This is a genomic window from Arsenophonus endosymbiont of Aleurodicus floccissimus, assembly GCF_900343025.1.
Lineage (GTDB): Bacteria > Pseudomonadota > Gammaproteobacteria > Enterobacterales > Enterobacteriaceae > Arsenophonus.
The window spans coordinates 196,355-214,349 of the sequence record NZ_OUND01000003.1; the positions used below are offsets into that span (position 1 = coordinate 196,355).

Consider the following 17,995-nt stretch of genomic DNA (forward strand, 5'->3'; position numbering starts at 1 on the left):
AAATGAATAAAACGATTATTTTTTCAATTCAGATAAATAGGTTAATGGAATTGAAGCATACATCGCGGCGCAAGTAACAATATGATTTTTCAAGGTTTTTTCGTTAGGAGCATGGGCTTCAGCCTCTTTACCAGGACCAAATCCGATCACGGGAATACCATGACGACCCATAATGGAGACACCATTGGTTGAGAAAGTCCATTTGTCAACCACGGGTTAGCTATGGAATAAGCCTTGCCAGGCTTTACTGAGGGTTTTGACGGTAATATGATCTTCTTCCACTTTCCAGGTAGGGAAATAGCATTCGGTTGGATAAACTAAACCCGTCCAGGAAGGACGCTCATAGCGATACATGGAGGCAGTGGCTTGGCCTCCTTAAGGATGATAAGGAGCGAATCTCTTCTAATGCGCCTTGCCAGGTTTCACCCCAGGTTAATCGCCGATCGATTGAAATAGCACAGCTATCGGCTACCGCACAACGACTCGGGTAGGCATAGAAAATTTCCGACACGGTGAGGGTCCCTTTACCCAAGAATTCATCATTGCCTAACCCTGAGCAAGTTATTGCAGTTCCATCAATATCGGGCCCATTTTGAAGATGGCATTATCGCCACGTTCCGGGGCAGAGCCGTGACAGCTGATCCCTTGAACATCAATGCGAATCTCCATGCGTCCACGTTGTCCACGATAAATTTGGCAATCTGTTGGCTCGGTACTGACGACAAACTCGGGTTTTATACCTGATTCTTCAATGATATATTGCCAACAGAGACCGTCATAATCCTCTTCTTGCACTGTACCGGTTACTAGCAGTGTGTATTGTTCATCCAGTCCAAAATCTTTGATAATTTTACCGGCATATACCATCGCTGCCATGCCACCTTCTTGATCGGATGCACCACGACCACCGATAATATTCTCTGTCTCCATACCTTGATAGGGATCGAAAGATCAATGCTTGATGTTACCTATTCCGACAGTATCAATGTGCGCATCCATGGCAATTAAATGAGATCCATGGCCAATATAACCCAGAATAATTACCCATTGGATCGATGTCAATTTTATCAAAACCGACTTTTTCCATTTCTTGTTTAATACGGTGGATAACCTTTTTTTCGTCACAACTTTCACTAGAAATGGCTATCATGTCACGCAGAAAACGGCTCATGTCATCTTTATATTTTTTGGCGCTAGCTAGAACGTTATCGAATGGAACTTGCTTAACTATGTTGTTTACTCCCGTTATAAATTTTTACTTTTTCGCAATGATAAAATGCGTTTTAAATTTTGTGCCTTATGCTAATGTTGGGTGTTTACCTTGCCAGACAACTTCGCGGTAGTGTTTGACATCAGTATCTCCTTCGGTACTGATTAGCAATACAACGGCATCTTTGGTGAGTCCTAATTTTTCTCTTAACGCATCGCGTTGTGGGTAGTAATGCACCGCTGCCAATACCCCTAAACCGACAGCGCCAGATTCGCCGGAGATTATGCGTGGATCTTTTTGGTATGGGTTGCCAAGTACGCGCATACCAAGGGCAGCGACTGCATCTTGGCAAGAGATAAATTGGCGGTCCCAGTTACGTAGCACCGTCCAGCCAAGTGGATTGGGTTCACCACAGGCCAGCCCTGCTATAATCGTTGGCATATCGCCATCAACATTGACTATCTCTCCCTTTATACCGGAACGATATAGGCAATTGGCTAACTCAGGTTCAGTGACTACCGAATGCAACTGATTAGCGTCATAGATATCAGCCAAATAACCGAGTACTCCACCGGCCATGGCTCCGACGCCGGCCTGAAGAAAAACATGGCTCGGTGGGGCGATCCCCATTTGGTTCGTTTGCTCGACCGCTTCATCGGCTAAAGTGGTATAGTCTTACATGATCCAGGTAGGAATTTGAGTGTAACCTGTCCAGGCTGTGTCTTGAATAACTTGCCAACCATGAGTTTTGGCCGTTTCCATCGTCAGCCGGACGGTGTCATCATAATTCATGTCAGTGATGATACACTCTGCACCAAGTGCTAGAATATGCTCAACTCTCTCCTGGGCTGAACCCTTTGGCATATAAATTACACTGTGCTGACCAAGTTGTTTGGCAACCCAAGTAACATCACGCCCATGATTACCGTCAGTTGTGGTGGTAAAGGTTATTTTTTCGGTCAGACTGTTTTTTAACTTTTCGAAAGAAGAATCATCGATATTGATATGGTATTTTTCACACAATAACTGGGCGGATAGCATAGGTACTGCCCAGCATTTTGAACGCATTTAGTCCAAAGCGTTGTGATTCATCTTTGACCAGTATTTTGCCAACTTGAAACAGATCAGCCAGTCCATCAAGGGAATAGAGTGGGGTTGGATAGTATTTGTTGATCTTTTGATGAAAAGCCCCCGCCTTACGTGCTTGTTGACGCGAGAACAAGTCGGATTTTTCATCAGTAAAGAAGCGATTTTGCGCAATATCTAACTTTAATGAGAAAATTGACATAGCCAACTTTATTTGTTCATAGAAATACTTTTATTGTTAGCAGCCAAGAGATGGCGGGAAGCAGCGTTATTTGACGCGCTTATCCGCATCTTTTATGAGTTGCTCGAGGATCAAATCAGGTTGAGCGAATTTTCGCGCCAGGATCATGGCCGAGATAATATAGGGTTTCCAGCTAGCTTCTTTATAAGTCGTAATACGATATTTTTCGAATACACCTTCGGGGACTTCACCTTCTCGGCAGGGAACACCAGAGATATCTGCCGGTAAGCAATGCATATAGAGTGCTTTGCCGTTATGGGTAAGTGCCATCATCTCTTCCGTGCAATGCCAGTTTTTATGATTAGCATTTTGCGCCAAACAATGTTTTTTTAATGATTTTAAGCCATCGTGATCGTTGTTACGTAATAATGTGGTGCGTTGCTCCATTACTTTATAAGGTGCCCAAGATTTAGGGTAGACAATATCCGCATCTTTAAAAGCTTGTTCCATGGTATTAACTTGACGGAAAGTTCCTCCCGACGCCTGGGCATTTTTTTTTTGCGCCAGCAACGACTTCAGGGATAAGTTCATAACCATCAGGATGGGCTAGTGTTACTTCCATACCAAATCGTGTCATTAATCCAATAATACCCTGGGGAACGGACAGGGGTTTGCTATAACTCGATGAATAAGCCCAGGTCATGGCAATTTTTTTGCCTTTTAGGTTTTCCAGCGAGCCAAAATGTTCACGTAACCAGGCTAGATCGGCCATTGATTGGATTGGATGATCAATATGACATTGTAAATTAACTAATGCCGGACGTTGTGGTAGTACACCTTGTTGATAGCCTTCATCCAACGCATCACCGACTTCACGCATATAGGCATTACCTACACCAAGATACATATCATCAAGAATACCAATGGCATCGGCACAGAAGGAGAGCATATTGGCAGTTTCACGTACTGTTTCACCATGGGCAATTTGTGATTTACCTTCATCTAAATCTTGTTGGGTTAGTCCTAACATATTTAATGCAGAAGCGTAGGAAAAACGGGTACGAGTAGAGTTGTCGGGAAAGATAGAGATACCTAAGCCATTACGGAATACATTAGCAATATTATCTGACCCCATGGTTTTGAGTACGGCGGCAATATTTAGCACTTGAATTAGTTCATCCTGACTTTGTTCCCAGGTCAACAAAAAATCTTTTTTGTGAAGGCGGGAGTGCAGTGCTTTGATATCCTCGAGTAATTTATTAATTGTTTTCATCATAAAATCCTAATTCAAAATAGCTAGTCAGATAGCGAATATGCTGTGCAGAACTAAGCCAAGGATCTGCATAAGCTATTGAAGTAATATCAATAAGCATGCCAATTCTATTGCTCAAAATAAGAAATGATGGCTGATAGATAATAGCGTGATAATAATCACAGAAAATGATTATTAAGGTAAGGGAATGAAAGCAAACAATAAATTTTTGTGTTATGGCTAGTATTTCTAGATTGATATTTCATGTACTGTATGGGTGATAACTCTATCATTAAGAAATGATTCTATCCTTAATCAGGATTGTAGGCTAAAAATGACATTGTTTGGCGATATAATAAATAAAAAAATTAATTATAAAATAACAGAGTTATCTTTATTAATATGCTCATTGGAATAATGAAAACATAATTAAGTTACAATTTATAAATATAAATTTTAATTATCGATATTTATTAATTTATAATGATAATTTTGATACAGAATTATCACATTTAATAATGAGCTTTGATATTTTACGATGGATTATAATCCAGGAAGAATCATTTTTCTATCATTTAGGTTATATGGAGCGATGTTACATTATTTGCACATGCCCTATAGTTCATTAATTATGATATTTATTGTGTAATAATTTAGAACGTAAGGAAAATGATCATGTTGGGTATAAGTTCTCAATCTGCTTTAATGCAGATCCAACTAACTATCCTGCGATTTACGAAAGTTCTTTCACGTGTATTACAAGTTGAAATTGTAGATGGTGCATTAAGACGTGTGGCAGGTTCTGGGGCTTATGGAAAATATTTAGGGCAAAAGCTGGAACGAAATTCGCGTTTATTGCGTTACGTCATTCAAACTGGAAAAGAGAAGGTAGTCATCCAGTCTCGTTTGGATCCACTGTGTGAAGATTGTGAAAATAAAGTAAATTGTAAGGAAAAAGCTTTTTTAGGAATACCAATATTTTTCCAGGATGTTTGTGTTGGTGTAATAAGTTTGGTGACTTTTACTCATGAGCAGCAGGAAATAATTAAACATAATTTACATGAATTTTCTGATTATGTGCAACATATTTCGACGATTTTTATTTCAAAATTGTTAGATGAACAAAGTAGTGTTAATAATACCAGTTCTGCATTAATGACTTTAGTTGATAATATTGATCAAGGGGTTTTGATATTAAATAGTCGGAATAAATTAAGATTAGTCAATGCTATTGCACTTAATATACTCAATATACTCAATTTAAATTATGAAAAAATAATTGGTAAGGCGTTTACCATTCGACCGTTAATTTATCAGGAAAGTTTTACCGGTGGTCATATGCAATATGTTATCACTTGCGGAGATATATCTGAAATATTGACAGGTCAACTTCATAATATACAAGATTATCAAATATTTCTGATGGCTTTTCATCAATTACCGCTTTATGCCAATTCGACATTTGAATCTACTGAACCGCAGATTGAGCATCTGGTTGGGGAGTCACCACCAATACGTAAGTTGAAGAAATTGATTAGCCGTATTGCGCCAGGCCCTTCAAGTGTACTGATTATTGGTGAAAGTGGTACCGGTAAAGAGGTGGTTGCCAGAGCTATTCATAAATTAAGCCATAGTAGTAATAAAGCTTTTGTTGCAATTAACTGTGCTGCTATTCCAGAACAGCTACTGGAAAGTGAGTTATTTGGCTATGTAAAAGGGGCTTTTACCGGTGCATCAACTACTGGTAAACAAGGATTAATTAAGGCGGCAAACCAAGGGACAATGTTTTTGGACAAAGTTGGTGATATGCCACTAGTTATTCAGGCAAAGTTATTACGTGCGATCGAGGCGCGCGAAATTCAGCCGATAGGCGCTAGTAAAGCTATTCCGGTTGATATTCGGATTATTTCGGCAACTAATCAAAATCTGGAAAAGTTTGTCCGTGAGGGGAAATTCCGCGAAGATCTTTATTATCGTTTGAATATTATTCCTTTAGCTTTGCCGCCATTACGAGAGTGACAGGGAAACTTACTACTATTTATTCACTATTTTCTTAATCTCCACACTAAGCGTCTTGGATTAGTGTATCCCGGGATTTCACAAGAGGTGTTGGAGCGTCTCAAAGCTTACCACTGGCCAGGTAATTTACGTGAACTAAGTAATTTGATGGAATATTTGATTAATGTCACTTCTTCAGGCGATGTTATAGATATTGCATTCATTCCTCCTAATTTGGTCAGTAATCGTAAAAATGATTTTAAGGTTGAGACACTGGTTGTCCCTAATATCGATCTAAACGAACAAGCGATTGATGGTGCAGTAGTACTTGAAGATATGGAAAAACAGCTGATCCGTGAAGCACTAAGCCGTTATGGCAGTAAAAACAAGCGGCAAAAATGCTTGGCATCGGTATTGTTACTTTATACCGTAAGATAAAACGCTATGAATTGACATCGGGCTAATCAAAATGGGCAATGGCTTAAAAAATACCATGCCCAGAGATAACTTATTCGCAGTGTTGAATCGCGTCAATGATCATTTGATAACCCGTACAGCGACATAGATTACCGGCTAACCGATGGCGTATTTGCTTAATAGATAATGGCTCGGTGCGCGGTTTAGCTAAAAAAGCGGTTGTTGCCATAATAAGGCCAGGTATGTAGAAGCCACATTGAACTGCGTCGTTATTGACATAGGTTTGTTGTATTTTTGATGCGATACCATTGGTCAATTCGCCTTCTACGGTGCGGATTGTTTTACCTTGTGCCCAGATAGCTAGATAGAGGAAACTATCGATTGCGACGTCATCGACTAACACCGTACACGCACCATATTTTCCGACGTGACAGCCTAATTTGACGCTAAGCAAACCTTCTGCCCGTAACACTTCTGCTAGCGACATTGCTGGCGATAAGGTCAGTTGACGAGGAACGCCATTAATATGATAATTAACCGTGGTTAACGCTTTAGCATTCATATAATTTTTCCTCCTGCGCGTATAACAGCTAAATTTATTACTCGCTCAGTTAAAGTGTGAATAAGATGTAAGCGAAATTCTTTTTTCGCGCGCCATGATGTTCTTGGTGAAACATCGTGCGTAACAGCTTGACCAATAGTGAACAGCGTTTGACGAGTAAGCGTTTTGCTACGAGCAGCTTCTTCTGCATGCAGGCAGCGTATCGGCGTAGGTGCTGCGACACCAAAAGCCAGTTTGAGTTGCTGAAATTTACCCTGTTTAATGTCGCAAAGGGCCGAACAGCCAATAGTGGCGATATCCATCGCATCGCGCATAGCATATTTGAAGCTGGCAGCACCTTTGTTGTGATAATTTTCAGCTTTAAAATGAAAAGCCGTTAAAATCTCATTTGCGGCAAATGCGACTTTTCCTGGGCCGGTATGAAAGCCGTTAATTGAGGTATAGCGACTCCCTTCTGGTGAAGAAATTTCTAGTGTTGCATCATAGATCAAGGATGGACAAGCGGAATCAGCGCTGGGTGCGCCATTGCAAATATTACCACTAAAGGTAGCGACGTTTCGTATTTATGGTTCGACGATCATGCTTGCAGCTTTTACCAGGCCCGGAAGATGTTGCTGGGCAATTGGATGGTTGATTAATTCATTGAAGGTCGTACCCGATGCGATACGAATATTACCCGCCTGATCACAATCTATACCGCGTAATTCTGGCAAATCATGGATATCAATAATATGATCAAAGTGTGAATTTAGGTGATGTAATTGGATTAGCATATCCGTTCCACTGGCTAACAATCGAGCCGTAGGGTTTTACGCTAACAATGCTACCGCATGAGCAATATTGTCAACACGATGATAATTTTTAATGTCATACATATTTCTAACCTCTGATCAGCCTGACTTGAACAAATTCGCGAAATAATCTTTTTGGTGTGAGAGGCAGGGAATTAATCGCAATGCCCGTTGCCATCCGCAATGCATTACGAGTTGCCGGGGCTGGAGAAATTATGGGCGGCTCACTTAATGATTTATGACCGTATGCCGATTGTGGTTCATAGTTGTCGATAAAGATACATTCCAGTTCAGGCAGATCCATCATGGTTGGCATCTTATAATCGAGTAAATTAGGGTTACGGACAATCCCGCTTTTTTCATCGACGATCAGTTCTTCATATAAAGCCCAATCAATTCCCATTCCCATGCCGCCATGGACTTGCCCTTCAGCTAGCTTAGGATTAAGAATGCGGCCAGAATCATGTAGGTTAAGAATACGATTGATAGTCACCTTACATATCAGAATATCTATCGTTAGATCGACAAAAGTACAGCCAAATACTGGCGGATTATTCGTCGTTTTAGAGGAAGATTCAGCAGAAAGTTGTCCCCCTAATTCAGGATTGTAAAAAGTATCCATGGTGACATTAGCGACTGGGATGAGAATTTTTCCTGGCTGGCTGAGTAATACAATGCTGCCATTGATAATACTTAGATCCGTTTCTGATTGACTGAGGATAATGGCGGCATGTTGAACAATTTTTTGCCGTAAATTTTGTGCTGCTTGTTGTAGTGCGGGTGCGGTGACATAACTTTGTCGAGAACTAAATGCGCCAGGATCGAAGGGAGTTATATCGGTATCCTGAGTCGAAATAACATTGATCATATTAACAGGCATGCCCAATGTTTCTGCCACCATCTGGGCAAATACGTTATCTGGGCCTTGACCTATTTCGGTGGCACCTATTTGTACATTCACTATGCCATCTTGATTTAACAGTAGGCGGGAACTGGCAATTTCAACACTAGCCGGCCAGGTATTAGAGGTATAACTAAAATAGGCAACACCGACACCGCTACGAATATCACCGCTCATTTGTTGACAGGCCGTTTTACGTGTTTGCCAATTAAATAGTTCACGTCCTTTTGTCAAACACTCAATTATACCTGCGTTTTGAATAATGGAGTGATTGATTGGATGGGTGTCTCCGGTGCGGGCAGCGCTGATAAGTCGGATTTCTACCGGATTGATATCTAACTCAGCAGCAGCATCATCAAATAATGATTCTAAGGCAAAAGTGACTTGAGGAGCGCCATAACCGCGCATAGCTCCTGCCGAAGGTAGATTGGTATAGAGCAGGTGGTCGCCTGGTAGCCAAAAATGCACTACGTGGATATAAGTAAGCAATTTTATTGGCTGCGGCGCCAGCAATTGAGTGACCATGCGAGGCATAAGCGCCGGTATTAGATAAGACATCCAATTGATATCCTTTCAGTACTCCGTCGGTCGTGATGCCTAATTTTGCATCAATTCGGAAGGCATGTCGGGTACGCGAAGCATAAAAGCACTCTTCTCGCGAAAGCATGACTTTTACTGGTATACCACCAAGTTTTAGTGTTAAAAACGCCGCCATCGGTTCTTCTAATACGTCCTGTTTGTTACCAAAACCACCACCAACATGCGGATTGATAACACGTATTTTAGACAATGACATATCCAGTGCTCGCGCAACGATACGACGCACAAGATCTGGGTACTGGAGACGATAATAATGCGATCTGATTGTTCCATCCAGGCAAAGCTGGTAACACTTTTCATATGACAATGTTGAACAATCGGGGTGGTAAAACGTTTGCTAAATTGATGTGGGGATTTTTCTATTGCGGATATCGGTTCATTAGCGGTAATTTGGCTATGTTTAAGTAGGTTGCAATTACTATGAATATTTATTGCCTCAGCCGCTTTAGCTGATTCAGGGCAGGTAATAACAGGCAGTTGTTCATAGGTTATTTTTACCGCTGCCGCTTTTTCTGCGGTGGGCTCATCCCGAGCGACAACAATAGCGATGCCATCACCAAAATGACGTACATGGCGAGTTAACAATAAACGATCGGCTATATCGCGTTTTTTCGTATCAAGTGTTCAGGCATGTCCGGCCGTTGCGAAATTTTGATAATTTTTTCAGGTTTTATTATTTTATTTATCAATTAATAAATTGCTTAATGATATTTTAATAATTTTATTCTATATTATTATTTTGTAATTAATTTGTTATTATTTAAAATTTTATTAAATTTTATTGTTCGATATTAGCCGCTGAAAATATTTTTTTATTAAAATTGATTAAATAATAATTTATGATGAAATTTTTTTAGAAAAAAGTCATTTTTATTAGAAATAGATTAATTAATATAATAACAACAATTTTATTATATTAACTAAAATTAAAATGTTAAAGATGAATTTTTTGATTAAAATCAATGAATTTAATAAGCAGATAGTAAAAAAATATTATTGAATGATATTAATCTAAATATCCGACCAGGTGAGATCCATGCATTATTATGTGCCAGTGGAGCGGACAAATCGACTTTATTACATTGTATAAATGGCTTAGAACTTACTGGCTGTAATGGCAAACTTGAATGTAATAATATTAATGTTATGAATTTATCCGGTTTATCTTTACGTCGTTATAGAAAAATATTGGTATGATTTTTCAAGATTTTGCATTAATGTAAAGAAAAACAGTTATTGAAAATGTTATGTTACCAATACAATGTTGGAATATTGCCGCCGCAAATAGGTAGCAATATCGGCCCAGGAGCATTATCTAGCGGACAACAGCAACGAGTCGCAATCGCTAGGGCACTAGCCTTACAGCCGAAGGTGTTATTATGCGATGAAGCAACATCAGCTTTAGATCCTGTTACTAGCCATGCTTTACTTGAACTTATTAAACGTATTGATCGGGTTTTAAATGTGACTATTATTATGGTAACTCACCAATTAGACATAGAGAAGCGCATTTGTAACAGTATGTCGATTATTGAAAATGGAAAAATTACGTTTTCAGGGATAACAAAAGATATTTTTGTGGCAGAACCGCCTGCATTAAGCTGACTTGTAGGGATTGAAAATATTGAAATAAAGCCAGGTGAAACAGGTTTTAAATTAATGATAACGGGTCATGATAACGACGGATCTATTATTATTGATTTATTCAATATTATTGGTAAAAATTTTTAAATGCTATTTTTTCGCTCAGAATATTTATTAAATGAATTGATTCATTTTTATTATTTGTCAATAAAAAATTAATTTTGTCATAAAGCTAAAGATTTTTTTACCATTAACGGGATTTGTTTTAATACTATAAATTAACAATTTTATATTATTTGACTATCATGCAGGTCGAAAATATGTTTCTTAATATCGTAACAACCCAAGCTTTTAATTATTTTCCTTTAATTATTTTTTCTGCAATTTTAGTAATATTGAAAATGTTATTTTTATCGATGATATTAGGTTTAATTATCGGTTTCTTTATTGGTGTTATTTTCACCTGATGGTTTAATACCAAAAAAAGTATCTATTATTTTCTTAATGGGTTAGTCAATTTTGTCCGTTCTTTTTCGATTATTATTTTAATTGTTGCACTTATTCCATTTACCCGTTTTATTATTGGTACTTCTGTCGGTTGGCAAGCGGCTGTGGTTGCTTTAACCATATCGGCATTTTGTGCTATTGCCAGGTTAATTGAAAATTCATTACTTGAAGTGGATAAAAAAGTCATTTTGGCGGCAAAATCTTTTGGCGCTAGTAATCGGTAAATTATCTTTAATGTCATGTTAATCGAGGCATTACCAGCCATTTTTTCAAACCTAATTTTTTCATCAATTCAATTATTGGCAAATACAACTCTGGCTGGCGCGGTTGGTGCCGATGGATTACGGCCAATGGCACTGACTTTTGGTTGTCAACGATTTGATGAAATTATGATGTATTCGATAGTGCTAGTTTTAACCATTTTGGTCTTCATTATACAAAGTGTCAGTAATCATTTTTATAAAAAATTAAAATAATATTTTTTATTGAAAATTATAGTTAAGGAAGGTGTTGTGAATACACAAAGTATGTTGCTGGAAATGATGCTTGATTTTTCACGCCAGCCGATTAGTATTCGTTTTTATATAAGATGAGCTATATAACCACTGTGAAACAGCAGAAGCCTCAGCGCCTTTACCCTACTCTGTCTGGCAGTAAAAAATGCGTCATTTGGTACAGCTTGTAAACTTAATATCAAAAAAATGGCTTGTCTGGCCGGCGCGTGAGCGTTGGGTGTTTTAAAATTTGAGCAAGATATTGTTAACCATAATGATATAGCTTCTGGCCATCAAAGTTACCAAATGGGACTCTATGCTAATTACGCCATTAGTCCCCGAGTTGCTAAGGATATGGTATATTGTCAGCATCAGGTATAAGGTATTGAAATTAAAACACTATCTTTATATACAGAATCTCATCCTGACGTGGTTATTATTATCGCTAATTCTTTAAATATGATGCGGGTCGTTCAAGGCTATGCTTATCATTTTGGTCAATTAAAGAATACTAAAGTTACCGGTAATCAAGCAATATGCCAAGAATGTACCTCTTATCCCTTTGAACGGGATCAGGTGAATTTCTTTTTTCTATGCTCTGGAACGCGTTATGTAGCAAAGTGGCGCGAAGAAGAGATCAGTATCGGTATTCCTTTTCATTATCTCGATAAGATTATTGATGGCATTTGTCAAACCGCCAATCCAATGGTTAGCAATAAAGTAAAAAAGTTGATATTGGCGAAAGTCGCCAAGTTGGGTTTGTCTAATCAGATAGATATAAAGCTAGGTAACAATTATTACACTGGTGGATATGGTACTTTGGAATACCATAGACGCAAAAATAATCAAATTATGAAATAGTCTTGCTAAGAGAATTTACAATGAAGAAATTCATTTATACGGTTATTTCGATTGTTGTTGTTTTATTTATATCAGATCACTATCTTGGGTCAATAGTTAAAGGTTCAGATAGCAATAACCCATTACAAAAGCAAATCGCTTGTAGCGGAATTTTATGTGATATTGTCGATTTTGTGCTCATTGGATAGCTGAGCACGGTATTAAAACTGAACGTGTTTATATGGATAACGCCGTCAATATTTTGCATGCCATTAATGATGGTAGTGTAGATGTCGCATTAGGTGTACACGAAAAGTTTTTAGCCTATTTTAATAAAAAAATAATGCCAATTTGGTAATGATTAAGCCATACCCATTCACGACTGGTATAGGATTATATTCAGAAAAATACCACTCGCTGGCGGATTTTCCTGTCGGCGCTAAAATTGCCATTATGAATGATGTAATAAATATGGATCGAGCGTTAGCCATGCTACAACAAGCTGGTTTAATTGTACTGAATGCAAATAAAAAGAGTAATTACAGCCTGTTGGATATTATAGATAATCCACGCAAAATTATATTTATCTAGATGGATCAAATACAAACCGTTGGCGCGTTACCGGATCTTGACGGTGTAGTTGCTTTTTTCACTCATATCTATAATGCAGGCAAAGCAGTCAACTCCTATATTGTTCGTGATAAAGATGCCGAGCAATTCCCAATAGGGTATGTGGTTAAATAGTAAGAATACTAAGCAGCAATGGGCAAAATTTTTGGCTGACAGTTTATGCGCTAAGCCAGTACGGGAAAGCGTACAAAATGATTTTAATGGGGTGTTCGAATATTATTAATATTCATCACCTGCTTGTGGTAGTGATATTTACTATTGGTTTTTAGTTAATAGTATAAATAATATTACGCAGCGACTAATTTATATTTTTAATCATCACCGATGGCCAATTTAAATTGGCCATGGTTTTCCTCTTTTGATCATTGCTCTATTGGTGATGACCAATCTAGTAAATCAGCTAGCAGTTAAATTTCTGCTATCAGTTGGTAGGTAATTGGGAATTTTTTAGCCATATCCGTTTCTTTTAAACCCATTCTACTTTGGTAGTTAATAAATAAATTCATATGGTGTTGGTTAATAAAAATATTCTTACCATTAAAACTAGGCGATGCTAACATGCTTAATTCGGACCATTTCTTATTTTGTCTTTCATTGCCCACTTTTCTTTCCGTAGAGAAATAGTCGCTTACGGTGTAGACATTTTTTCTCATGAGCAAATATTTGGGCAGATTAGCTAACATAGTATTGTAATGTTGTAATATTGCTTCATCAGTCAGAGAAACGGTATTGTTTAGTTTTACCCCACAACATGTTAATTGTTTTTCAACTAAACAATGAACGACTTTGCCAGGATCGGTAAAATCTGTTGGCAGGTTTTTCACACCGTCACCGGTTTCTGATGTATTACCCACAACAGTAGCATGACGTCCCGGCATACATAGATGGCAATTTTACTGCGAACGTCTAAATTATTGGGCATGACTGGCGTGAAACCCACTGAGGCTTCATGGCGTGCATAGACAGCATAATAGTTATTGACATTAGGTTTAATCTTGGTGCGATGTTCAGCAAACTGAAATAAACCTGGTACCGGATCGATGGCAAATATATTAACCTTAATATAACGTAATTTAGGATCTTCAGCCATGGCATTTGCCATCATATGGCAGGTCACGCCGCCACGACTCCAACCGATTAAATTAACTACCTCGATTGGTTGACTATTCGTAGTTCGGGTTTGAAGATGCCGTCGCTAGCCATATTTCATCAAATGTATTTTGTTACCCTTAATGATGCTAAGAATGGCTTTTACTATGAGATTGTTAGCTTTATTTAATAACTATCCGAATACATTACAAATATATTGGCTATATGACGCCATGGTTTAACAACGTTATTCTACTATAAGTCTTAAACAAGAATGAAAATTTTTTGCTAATTTCTTATTTATCTAAAATAGATTTAAATATGTATTAAAAATAAAGCTATATTAAATCACTTGTCGAAAAACAAACGTTGAGCAAGGTCGAAATGATACTTCATTGGTTAATACATTGAGTATTTGTGGTTGACCGACGAAACACCAACCTGAACCACTATAAAACATGAAATTAAAGGCATTGTGGGCATCAATGGTACCATATCATCAAAATTTAAACTATCGGTGATATTACCGTCACTGGTATTTTTACGAATAAGGTCATTTATTTTTTTATTAGTAGGATGTTGATTATGAAAAATACGAATATAATTTTTGCCGAGCGGTGAATTTCCTACAATTAGCGAACAACCGTTCATTGCGGGAGTAAAAACAAACTTGTATTGGATTAATTCGGAGTACATCAACATAGCCAGAAAGTTTTGTACCGCTAACATATGGACACCAATGAGCCTCAATAATAACGTCGTCTTTATCCGAGTGTTTATCTGAGACTAATGCTAATTCAAGGTTATTTTTCTGTCCTTTATAAAATTATAAATCAAATAATGCTTTCTTATCCTTGTTGCATTTATGAATCTGATCTTTGTGTCCTACAGGACCGTAAGCAGACATTGCTCTATTAAACCAAGTAATAGAACTAATTATATTTTGCGATATAAAAACTATGGGGTTATTTATAAATTATTGATTAAGACCATTCATTGTAAGTCCTTATTTATATTTTTTAGACTCTGTATTTAAATAAAAATATTTTTTCTGTAGTAAATAATTTTAAAATGTTAAAATAGGATAAGTTTTCTCTATTAAAGCTATTACTGTTGTACACTGACAATTAAAATAATATTTGTGATTATTCAACCGTGAAATTGTTGTTAATTTTTGATTATGTTTTTTGTTATATTTATTGACTATTTTCATGAATAGCTAATTTTATTTTATACAGATGGATGAAATTTGTTTTTATTGTTAGTAGTATTTAACCTTAAGGTATTAATTTAAAATAATACAGTCTTTTTATTTTCTACGATAATTCTATTTAATTATTTTTGATTAGTCAGAAATGGTTTTTTTTGTTCATGTGACTAGTACGAAAATAAAACCATAATTTATTTATTTTTTATATAAAAAATAATAGGTTGTTTGTTTTTTTTGTAGCGATGAAAGTTATTGTTTGTAATTATATAATATGCGATTTTCTGGACTAAAGAATTAATTGATAAATAAAATTAAATGAGAAATTTTCTTGCTAAGAATAATATTTATGGAATAATAAATAATAAATAATAAATAATAAATAATAAATAATAAATAATAAATAATAAATAATAAATAATAAATAATAAATAATAAATAATAAATAATAAATAATAAATAATAAATAATAAATAATAAATAATAAATAATTAATTTATCTCTTTTTGGTTTTATCGGGTGGTGTATCCATATCTATCTACCTCCCAATATTTATATTTATGGTAATAGCACAATGAATACACAACATAAACTTAATAGAGTAAGACCACCTAGGGTTCAAATTATTTATGATGTTGAAATTGGTGGTGATGTTGAAGAAAAAGAATTGCCTTTAGTCATTGGTTTGATTGGTCAATTTTCCGAACAAGCGTTACCAATGCGTGAACGTAGTTTTATGCATATTGATAAAGATAACTTTAATGCGGTTATGGAGGGTTTAACGCCATCACTTGCCATGTAAGTGGAAAGTGTTTTACCGGAAACAGAAGGTTATCTGAATGTCGACTTGCAATTTAAATCGATAGCAGACTTTTCGCCAGAAAATTTAGCCCTTACGCCAATTATTAGAAATTCGCAGTAAATTAAGCGATCTAAAAGGGCGAGCTTTGAGTAATAAAAAACTACGCGATCACTTAGCAGAAATTATGGTTGAGCATCAACAAAAGGCTTCTTCAACCGGTTAATCTGAAGTTGAGCCAAAGGCAGATGATGTAGCGCCAAAGACAGATGCACCGCAACCTGATCAATGGGAGAAATAAACGCAATGGAACAGCAACCACAAGGACAAGGCACGCAATCGCAAGCAGCAGTTAGTGGTGATTTACTTGAACAAATTATTGATGCAACTCAAGCGGTAAGGAGAGATGTAGATCGTTCACGAGTAAAGGAGCAATTAGGGAACTTTATGTTTGAAGTCACTGCCGGTTCTTTAGTTGTTTTCGGTGATTTGATTGATAGTATTGAACTTTGAATTGCCGCAATTGATGAGATTTTATCTGCCCAATTGAGTAAAATATTACATCATGCTGAATTTCAACGATTGGAATCTTCCTGGACTGGGCTAAAAGGCTTGCTGTATAAGAGTGAAACGGATAATACCCGTATTCTTATGCTTAATGCCACCAATGCGGAGTTAGTCAAAGATTTTAAATCGGCCACCGATTTTGATCAATCGATGCTGTTTAAAAGTGTTTATGAAAATGAATACGGTACTTTTGGTGGTGAACTTTTTTCAGCTTTTGTCGGTGATTTTGAGTTTGATAACACGCCGGAAGATTTGTATCTATTAGAACAGATATCTCATGTTGCCGCTGCCGCTCATGCGCCATTCCTCAGTGCAGCTAGCGCTGGTATGATTGGTTTAAATGATTTCAGTGAATTACCACGTCCCCGCGATCTGTCAAAGCTGTTGGAGACCTCGGATTACCTGCGCGGGAAACGTTTCCGCGATTCTGATGATTCTCGCTATATTGAATTAACAATTCCCCATGTAATTGGTCGATTGCCTTATGGTGCAAAGACCGTTCCGGTTGAGCAATTCTGTTTTGAAGAACAAATTGAAGAAGATAATAACAATAGTTATTTATGGGTCAATGCCGCTTATTCGCTAGCCGGATGCATGGTAAAAGCATTTGAACAATATGGTTGGTGTGCAGCTATACGGGGTATTGAAGGTTGCGGATTAGTTGAGGCATTACCAACTCATCATTACGTTTCGGTGACCGGTGAGAAAAAATTACAGTGTCTGACCGAGGTTGCTATCTCCGATCGACGTGAGAAAGAGTTAGCCGAAATGGGTTTTATTCCTTTGGTTATTACAAAGGTACTGATTATGCTGCTTTTTTCTCGGTTCAATCACCGAATAAGCCAAGAAAGTATAAAACCAAATTAGCTAATGCCAATTCTAAGTTAGCCACACAATTGCAGTAAATCATGACCACATCGCGTTTTGCTCATTATTTGAAAGTGATTGTACGTGACAAAGTGGGTAGTTTTATGTCACGCAATGAGTGTCAGATTTATCCACAAAACTGGAACAACCAGTATATTGTCGGCTCCGATACTGTTGGCGCTGAAATTAAAGCTAGTCATCCATTACGTGAAGCCAGGATTGAAGTTCTTGAAGTACCTGGTTCACCAGGAAGTTACCGAGCAGTGGCTTATTTACGTCCGCATTTCCAATTGGAGGGTTTAAGCATGTCATTGCGTTTGGTCGCTAATTTGTCACCATCATCTGCCGCATAAGTATTTTTTAATAATAAAGTGAAGGGAGTTATTTGTTATGAGTACAGGTATTTTCTTAAA

The 17,995-nt window shown here is 37.2% G+C and carries 13 protein-coding genes and 8 pseudogenes; 10 read left to right on the top strand and 11 right to left on the bottom strand.

Annotated elements, in window-relative coordinates; all coding sequences use genetic code 11:
* Positions 1-15: 15 nt before the first annotated feature.
* The 4 genes and pseudogenes from ARADI_RS11005 to ARADI_RS19855 form a co-directional block, all read right to left on the bottom strand.
* Positions 16-1,171 (bottom strand): annotated as a pseudogene (locus ARADI_RS11005) (YgeY family selenium metabolism-linked hydrolase).
* A 126-nt stretch (positions 1,172-1,297) separates the two neighbouring features.
* A pseudogene (gene dpaL, locus ARADI_RS11010) lies at positions 1,298-2,498 on the bottom strand (diaminopropionate ammonia-lyase).
* Between the two features lie 66 nt (positions 2,499-2,564).
* Positions 2,565-3,750 (bottom strand): annotated as a pseudogene (gene ygeW / locus ARADI_RS11015) (knotted carbamoyltransferase YgeW).
* Positions 3,737-3,868: a hypothetical protein gene (locus ARADI_RS19855; protein ID WP_255420694.1), complete on the bottom strand. Its 132-nt coding sequence runs from the start codon at positions 3,866-3,868 to the stop codon at positions 3,737-3,739. Before ARADI_RS19855 ends, ygeW begins: the two are co-directional and overlap by 14 nt.
* A gap of 536 nt (positions 3,869-4,404) precedes the next feature.
* Between ARADI_RS19855 and ARADI_RS11020 the strand changes: the two are divergent.
* Positions 4,405-6,191: pseudogene (locus tag ARADI_RS11020) on the top strand (sigma 54-interacting transcriptional regulator).
* Between the two features lie 44 nt (positions 6,192-6,235).
* On the opposite strand, the gene xdhC reads toward ARADI_RS11020, so the two are convergent.
* The 3 genes and pseudogenes from xdhC to xdhA all read right to left on the bottom strand — a co-directional run.
* Entirely contained in the window at positions 6,236-6,706 is a 471-nt protein-coding gene (gene xdhC / locus ARADI_RS11025) for a xanthine dehydrogenase iron sulfur-binding subunit XdhC (protein ID WP_119712079.1), read from the bottom strand.
* Positions 6,703-7,581, bottom strand: a pseudogene (gene xdhB, locus ARADI_RS11030) (xanthine dehydrogenase FAD-binding subunit XdhB). Before xdhB ends, xdhC begins: the two are co-directional and overlap by 4 nt.
* A gap of 4 nt (positions 7,582-7,585) precedes the next feature.
* Positions 7,586-9,646 (bottom strand): annotated as a pseudogene (xdhA, locus tag ARADI_RS11035) (xanthine dehydrogenase molybdenum-binding subunit XdhA); the annotation flags it as partial.
* Positions 9,647-9,994: 348 nt separating this feature from the next.
* On the opposite strand from xdhA, the gene ARADI_RS11040 reads away from it, so the two are divergent.
* Both ARADI_RS11040 and ARADI_RS20255 read left to right on the top strand, forming a co-directional pair.
* Complete coding sequence (locus ARADI_RS11040) at positions 9,995-10,195, top strand: ATP-binding cassette domain-containing protein (protein ID WP_182853208.1); 201 nt, start codon at positions 9,995-9,997, stop codon at positions 10,193-10,195.
* Positions 10,196-10,240: 45 nt separating this feature from the next.
* Positions 10,241-10,603, top strand: coding sequence for an ATP-binding cassette domain-containing protein (locus ARADI_RS20255; RefSeq protein ID WP_182853209.1), 363 nt, complete (start codon positions 10,241-10,243; stop codon positions 10,601-10,603).
* Between the two features lie 472 nt (positions 10,604-11,075).
* On the opposite strand, the gene ARADI_RS11050 is transcribed toward ARADI_RS20255, so the two are convergent.
* The gene (locus ARADI_RS11050; protein WP_147392402.1) at positions 11,076-11,354 is read right to left on the bottom strand and encodes a hypothetical protein; all 279 of its coding nucleotides are present in this window, start codon (positions 11,352-11,354) and stop codon (positions 11,076-11,078) included.
* A gap of 34 nt (positions 11,355-11,388) precedes the next feature.
* On the opposite strand from ARADI_RS11050, the gene ARADI_RS11055 reads away from it, so the two are divergent.
* The 5 genes from ARADI_RS11055 (at position 11,389) to ARADI_RS11075 (ending at position 13,167) form a co-directional block, all read left to right on the top strand.
* Positions 11,389-11,565: an ABC transporter permease family protein gene (locus ARADI_RS11055; protein ID WP_182853210.1), complete on the top strand. Its 177-nt coding sequence runs from the start codon at positions 11,389-11,391 to the stop codon at positions 11,563-11,565.
* 252 nt (positions 11,566-11,817) lie between these two features.
* Positions 11,818-11,964 (top strand): hypothetical protein, encoded by a 147-nt coding sequence (locus tag ARADI_RS11060; protein WP_182853211.1) that lies wholly within the window; start codon positions 11,818-11,820, stop codon positions 11,962-11,964.
* A 9-nt stretch (positions 11,965-11,973) separates the two neighbouring features.
* Positions 11,974-12,444, top strand: a complete 471-nt coding sequence (locus tag ARADI_RS11065) for a DUF169 domain-containing protein (RefSeq protein ID WP_255420702.1) — start codon at positions 11,974-11,976, stop codon at positions 12,442-12,444.
* 336 nt (positions 12,445-12,780) lie between these two features.
* On the top strand, positions 12,781-13,014 hold the full coding sequence (locus ARADI_RS11070; RefSeq protein ID WP_119712085.1) for a MetQ/NlpA family ABC transporter substrate-binding protein: 234 nt from the start codon (positions 12,781-12,783) through the stop codon (positions 13,012-13,014).
* Positions 13,015-13,167, top strand: a complete 153-nt coding sequence (locus tag ARADI_RS11075) for a hypothetical protein (protein ID WP_182853213.1) — start codon at positions 13,015-13,017, stop codon at positions 13,165-13,167. It abuts the gene before it with no gap.
* 293 nt (positions 13,168-13,460) lie between these two features.
* On the opposite strand, the gene ARADI_RS11080 is transcribed toward ARADI_RS11075, so the two are convergent.
* The 3 genes from ARADI_RS11080 to ARADI_RS11090 form a co-directional block, all read right to left on the bottom strand.
* The gene (locus tag ARADI_RS11080) at positions 13,461-13,907 is read right to left on the bottom strand and encodes a hypothetical protein (protein WP_147392403.1); all 447 of its coding nucleotides are present in this window, start codon (positions 13,905-13,907) and stop codon (positions 13,461-13,463) included.
* Positions 13,874-14,170, bottom strand: a complete 297-nt coding sequence (locus tag ARADI_RS11085; protein ID WP_147392404.1) for a hypothetical protein — start codon at positions 14,168-14,170, stop codon at positions 13,874-13,876. The genes ARADI_RS11080 and ARADI_RS11085 overlap by 34 nt, the downstream gene beginning before the upstream one ends.
* Before the next feature lie 371 nt (positions 14,171-14,541).
* Positions 14,542-14,871 carry a hypothetical protein gene (locus ARADI_RS11090; RefSeq protein ID WP_119712088.1) on the bottom strand — a complete coding sequence of 110 codons (330 nt, stop codon included), beginning with the start codon at positions 14,869-14,871 and terminating at the stop codon, positions 14,542-14,544.
* 1,052 nt (positions 14,872-15,923) lie between these two features.
* On the opposite strand from ARADI_RS11090, the pseudogene tssB reads away from it, so the two are divergent.
* Together tssB and tssC are read left to right on the top strand one after the other, a co-directional pair.
* Positions 15,924-16,374: pseudogene (gene tssB / locus ARADI_RS11095) on the top strand (type VI secretion system contractile sheath small subunit).
* A gap of 80 nt (positions 16,375-16,454) precedes the next feature.
* Positions 16,455-17,935 (top strand): annotated as a pseudogene (gene tssC, locus ARADI_RS11100) (type VI secretion system contractile sheath large subunit).
* Positions 17,936-17,995 lie beyond the last annotated feature (60 nt).

What these genes read in the sequence shown, in the direction of transcription:
- xdhC (WP_119712079.1), bottom strand. Translation starts at nt 6,706, where the DNA reads ATGAATGCTAAAGCGTTAACCACGGTTAATTATCATATTAATGGCGTT.
- ARADI_RS20255 (WP_182853209.1), top strand. Translation starts at nt 10,241, where the DNA reads ATGTTATGTTACCAATACAATGTTGGAATATTGCCGCCGCAAATAGGT.
- ARADI_RS11050 (WP_147392402.1), bottom strand. Translation starts at nt 11,354, where the DNA reads ATGGCTGGTAATGCCTCGATTAACATGACATTAAAGATAATTTACCGA.
- ARADI_RS11070 (WP_119712085.1), top strand. Translation starts at nt 12,781, where the DNA reads ATGATTAAGCCATACCCATTCACGACTGGTATAGGATTATATTCAGAA.
- ARADI_RS11075 (WP_182853213.1), top strand. Translation starts at nt 13,015, where the DNA reads ATGGATCAAATACAAACCGTTGGCGCGTTACCGGATCTTGACGGTGTA.
- ARADI_RS11090 (WP_119712088.1), bottom strand. Translation starts at nt 14,871, where the DNA reads ATGTTAGCGGTACAAAACTTTCTGGCTATGTTGATGTACTCCGAATTA.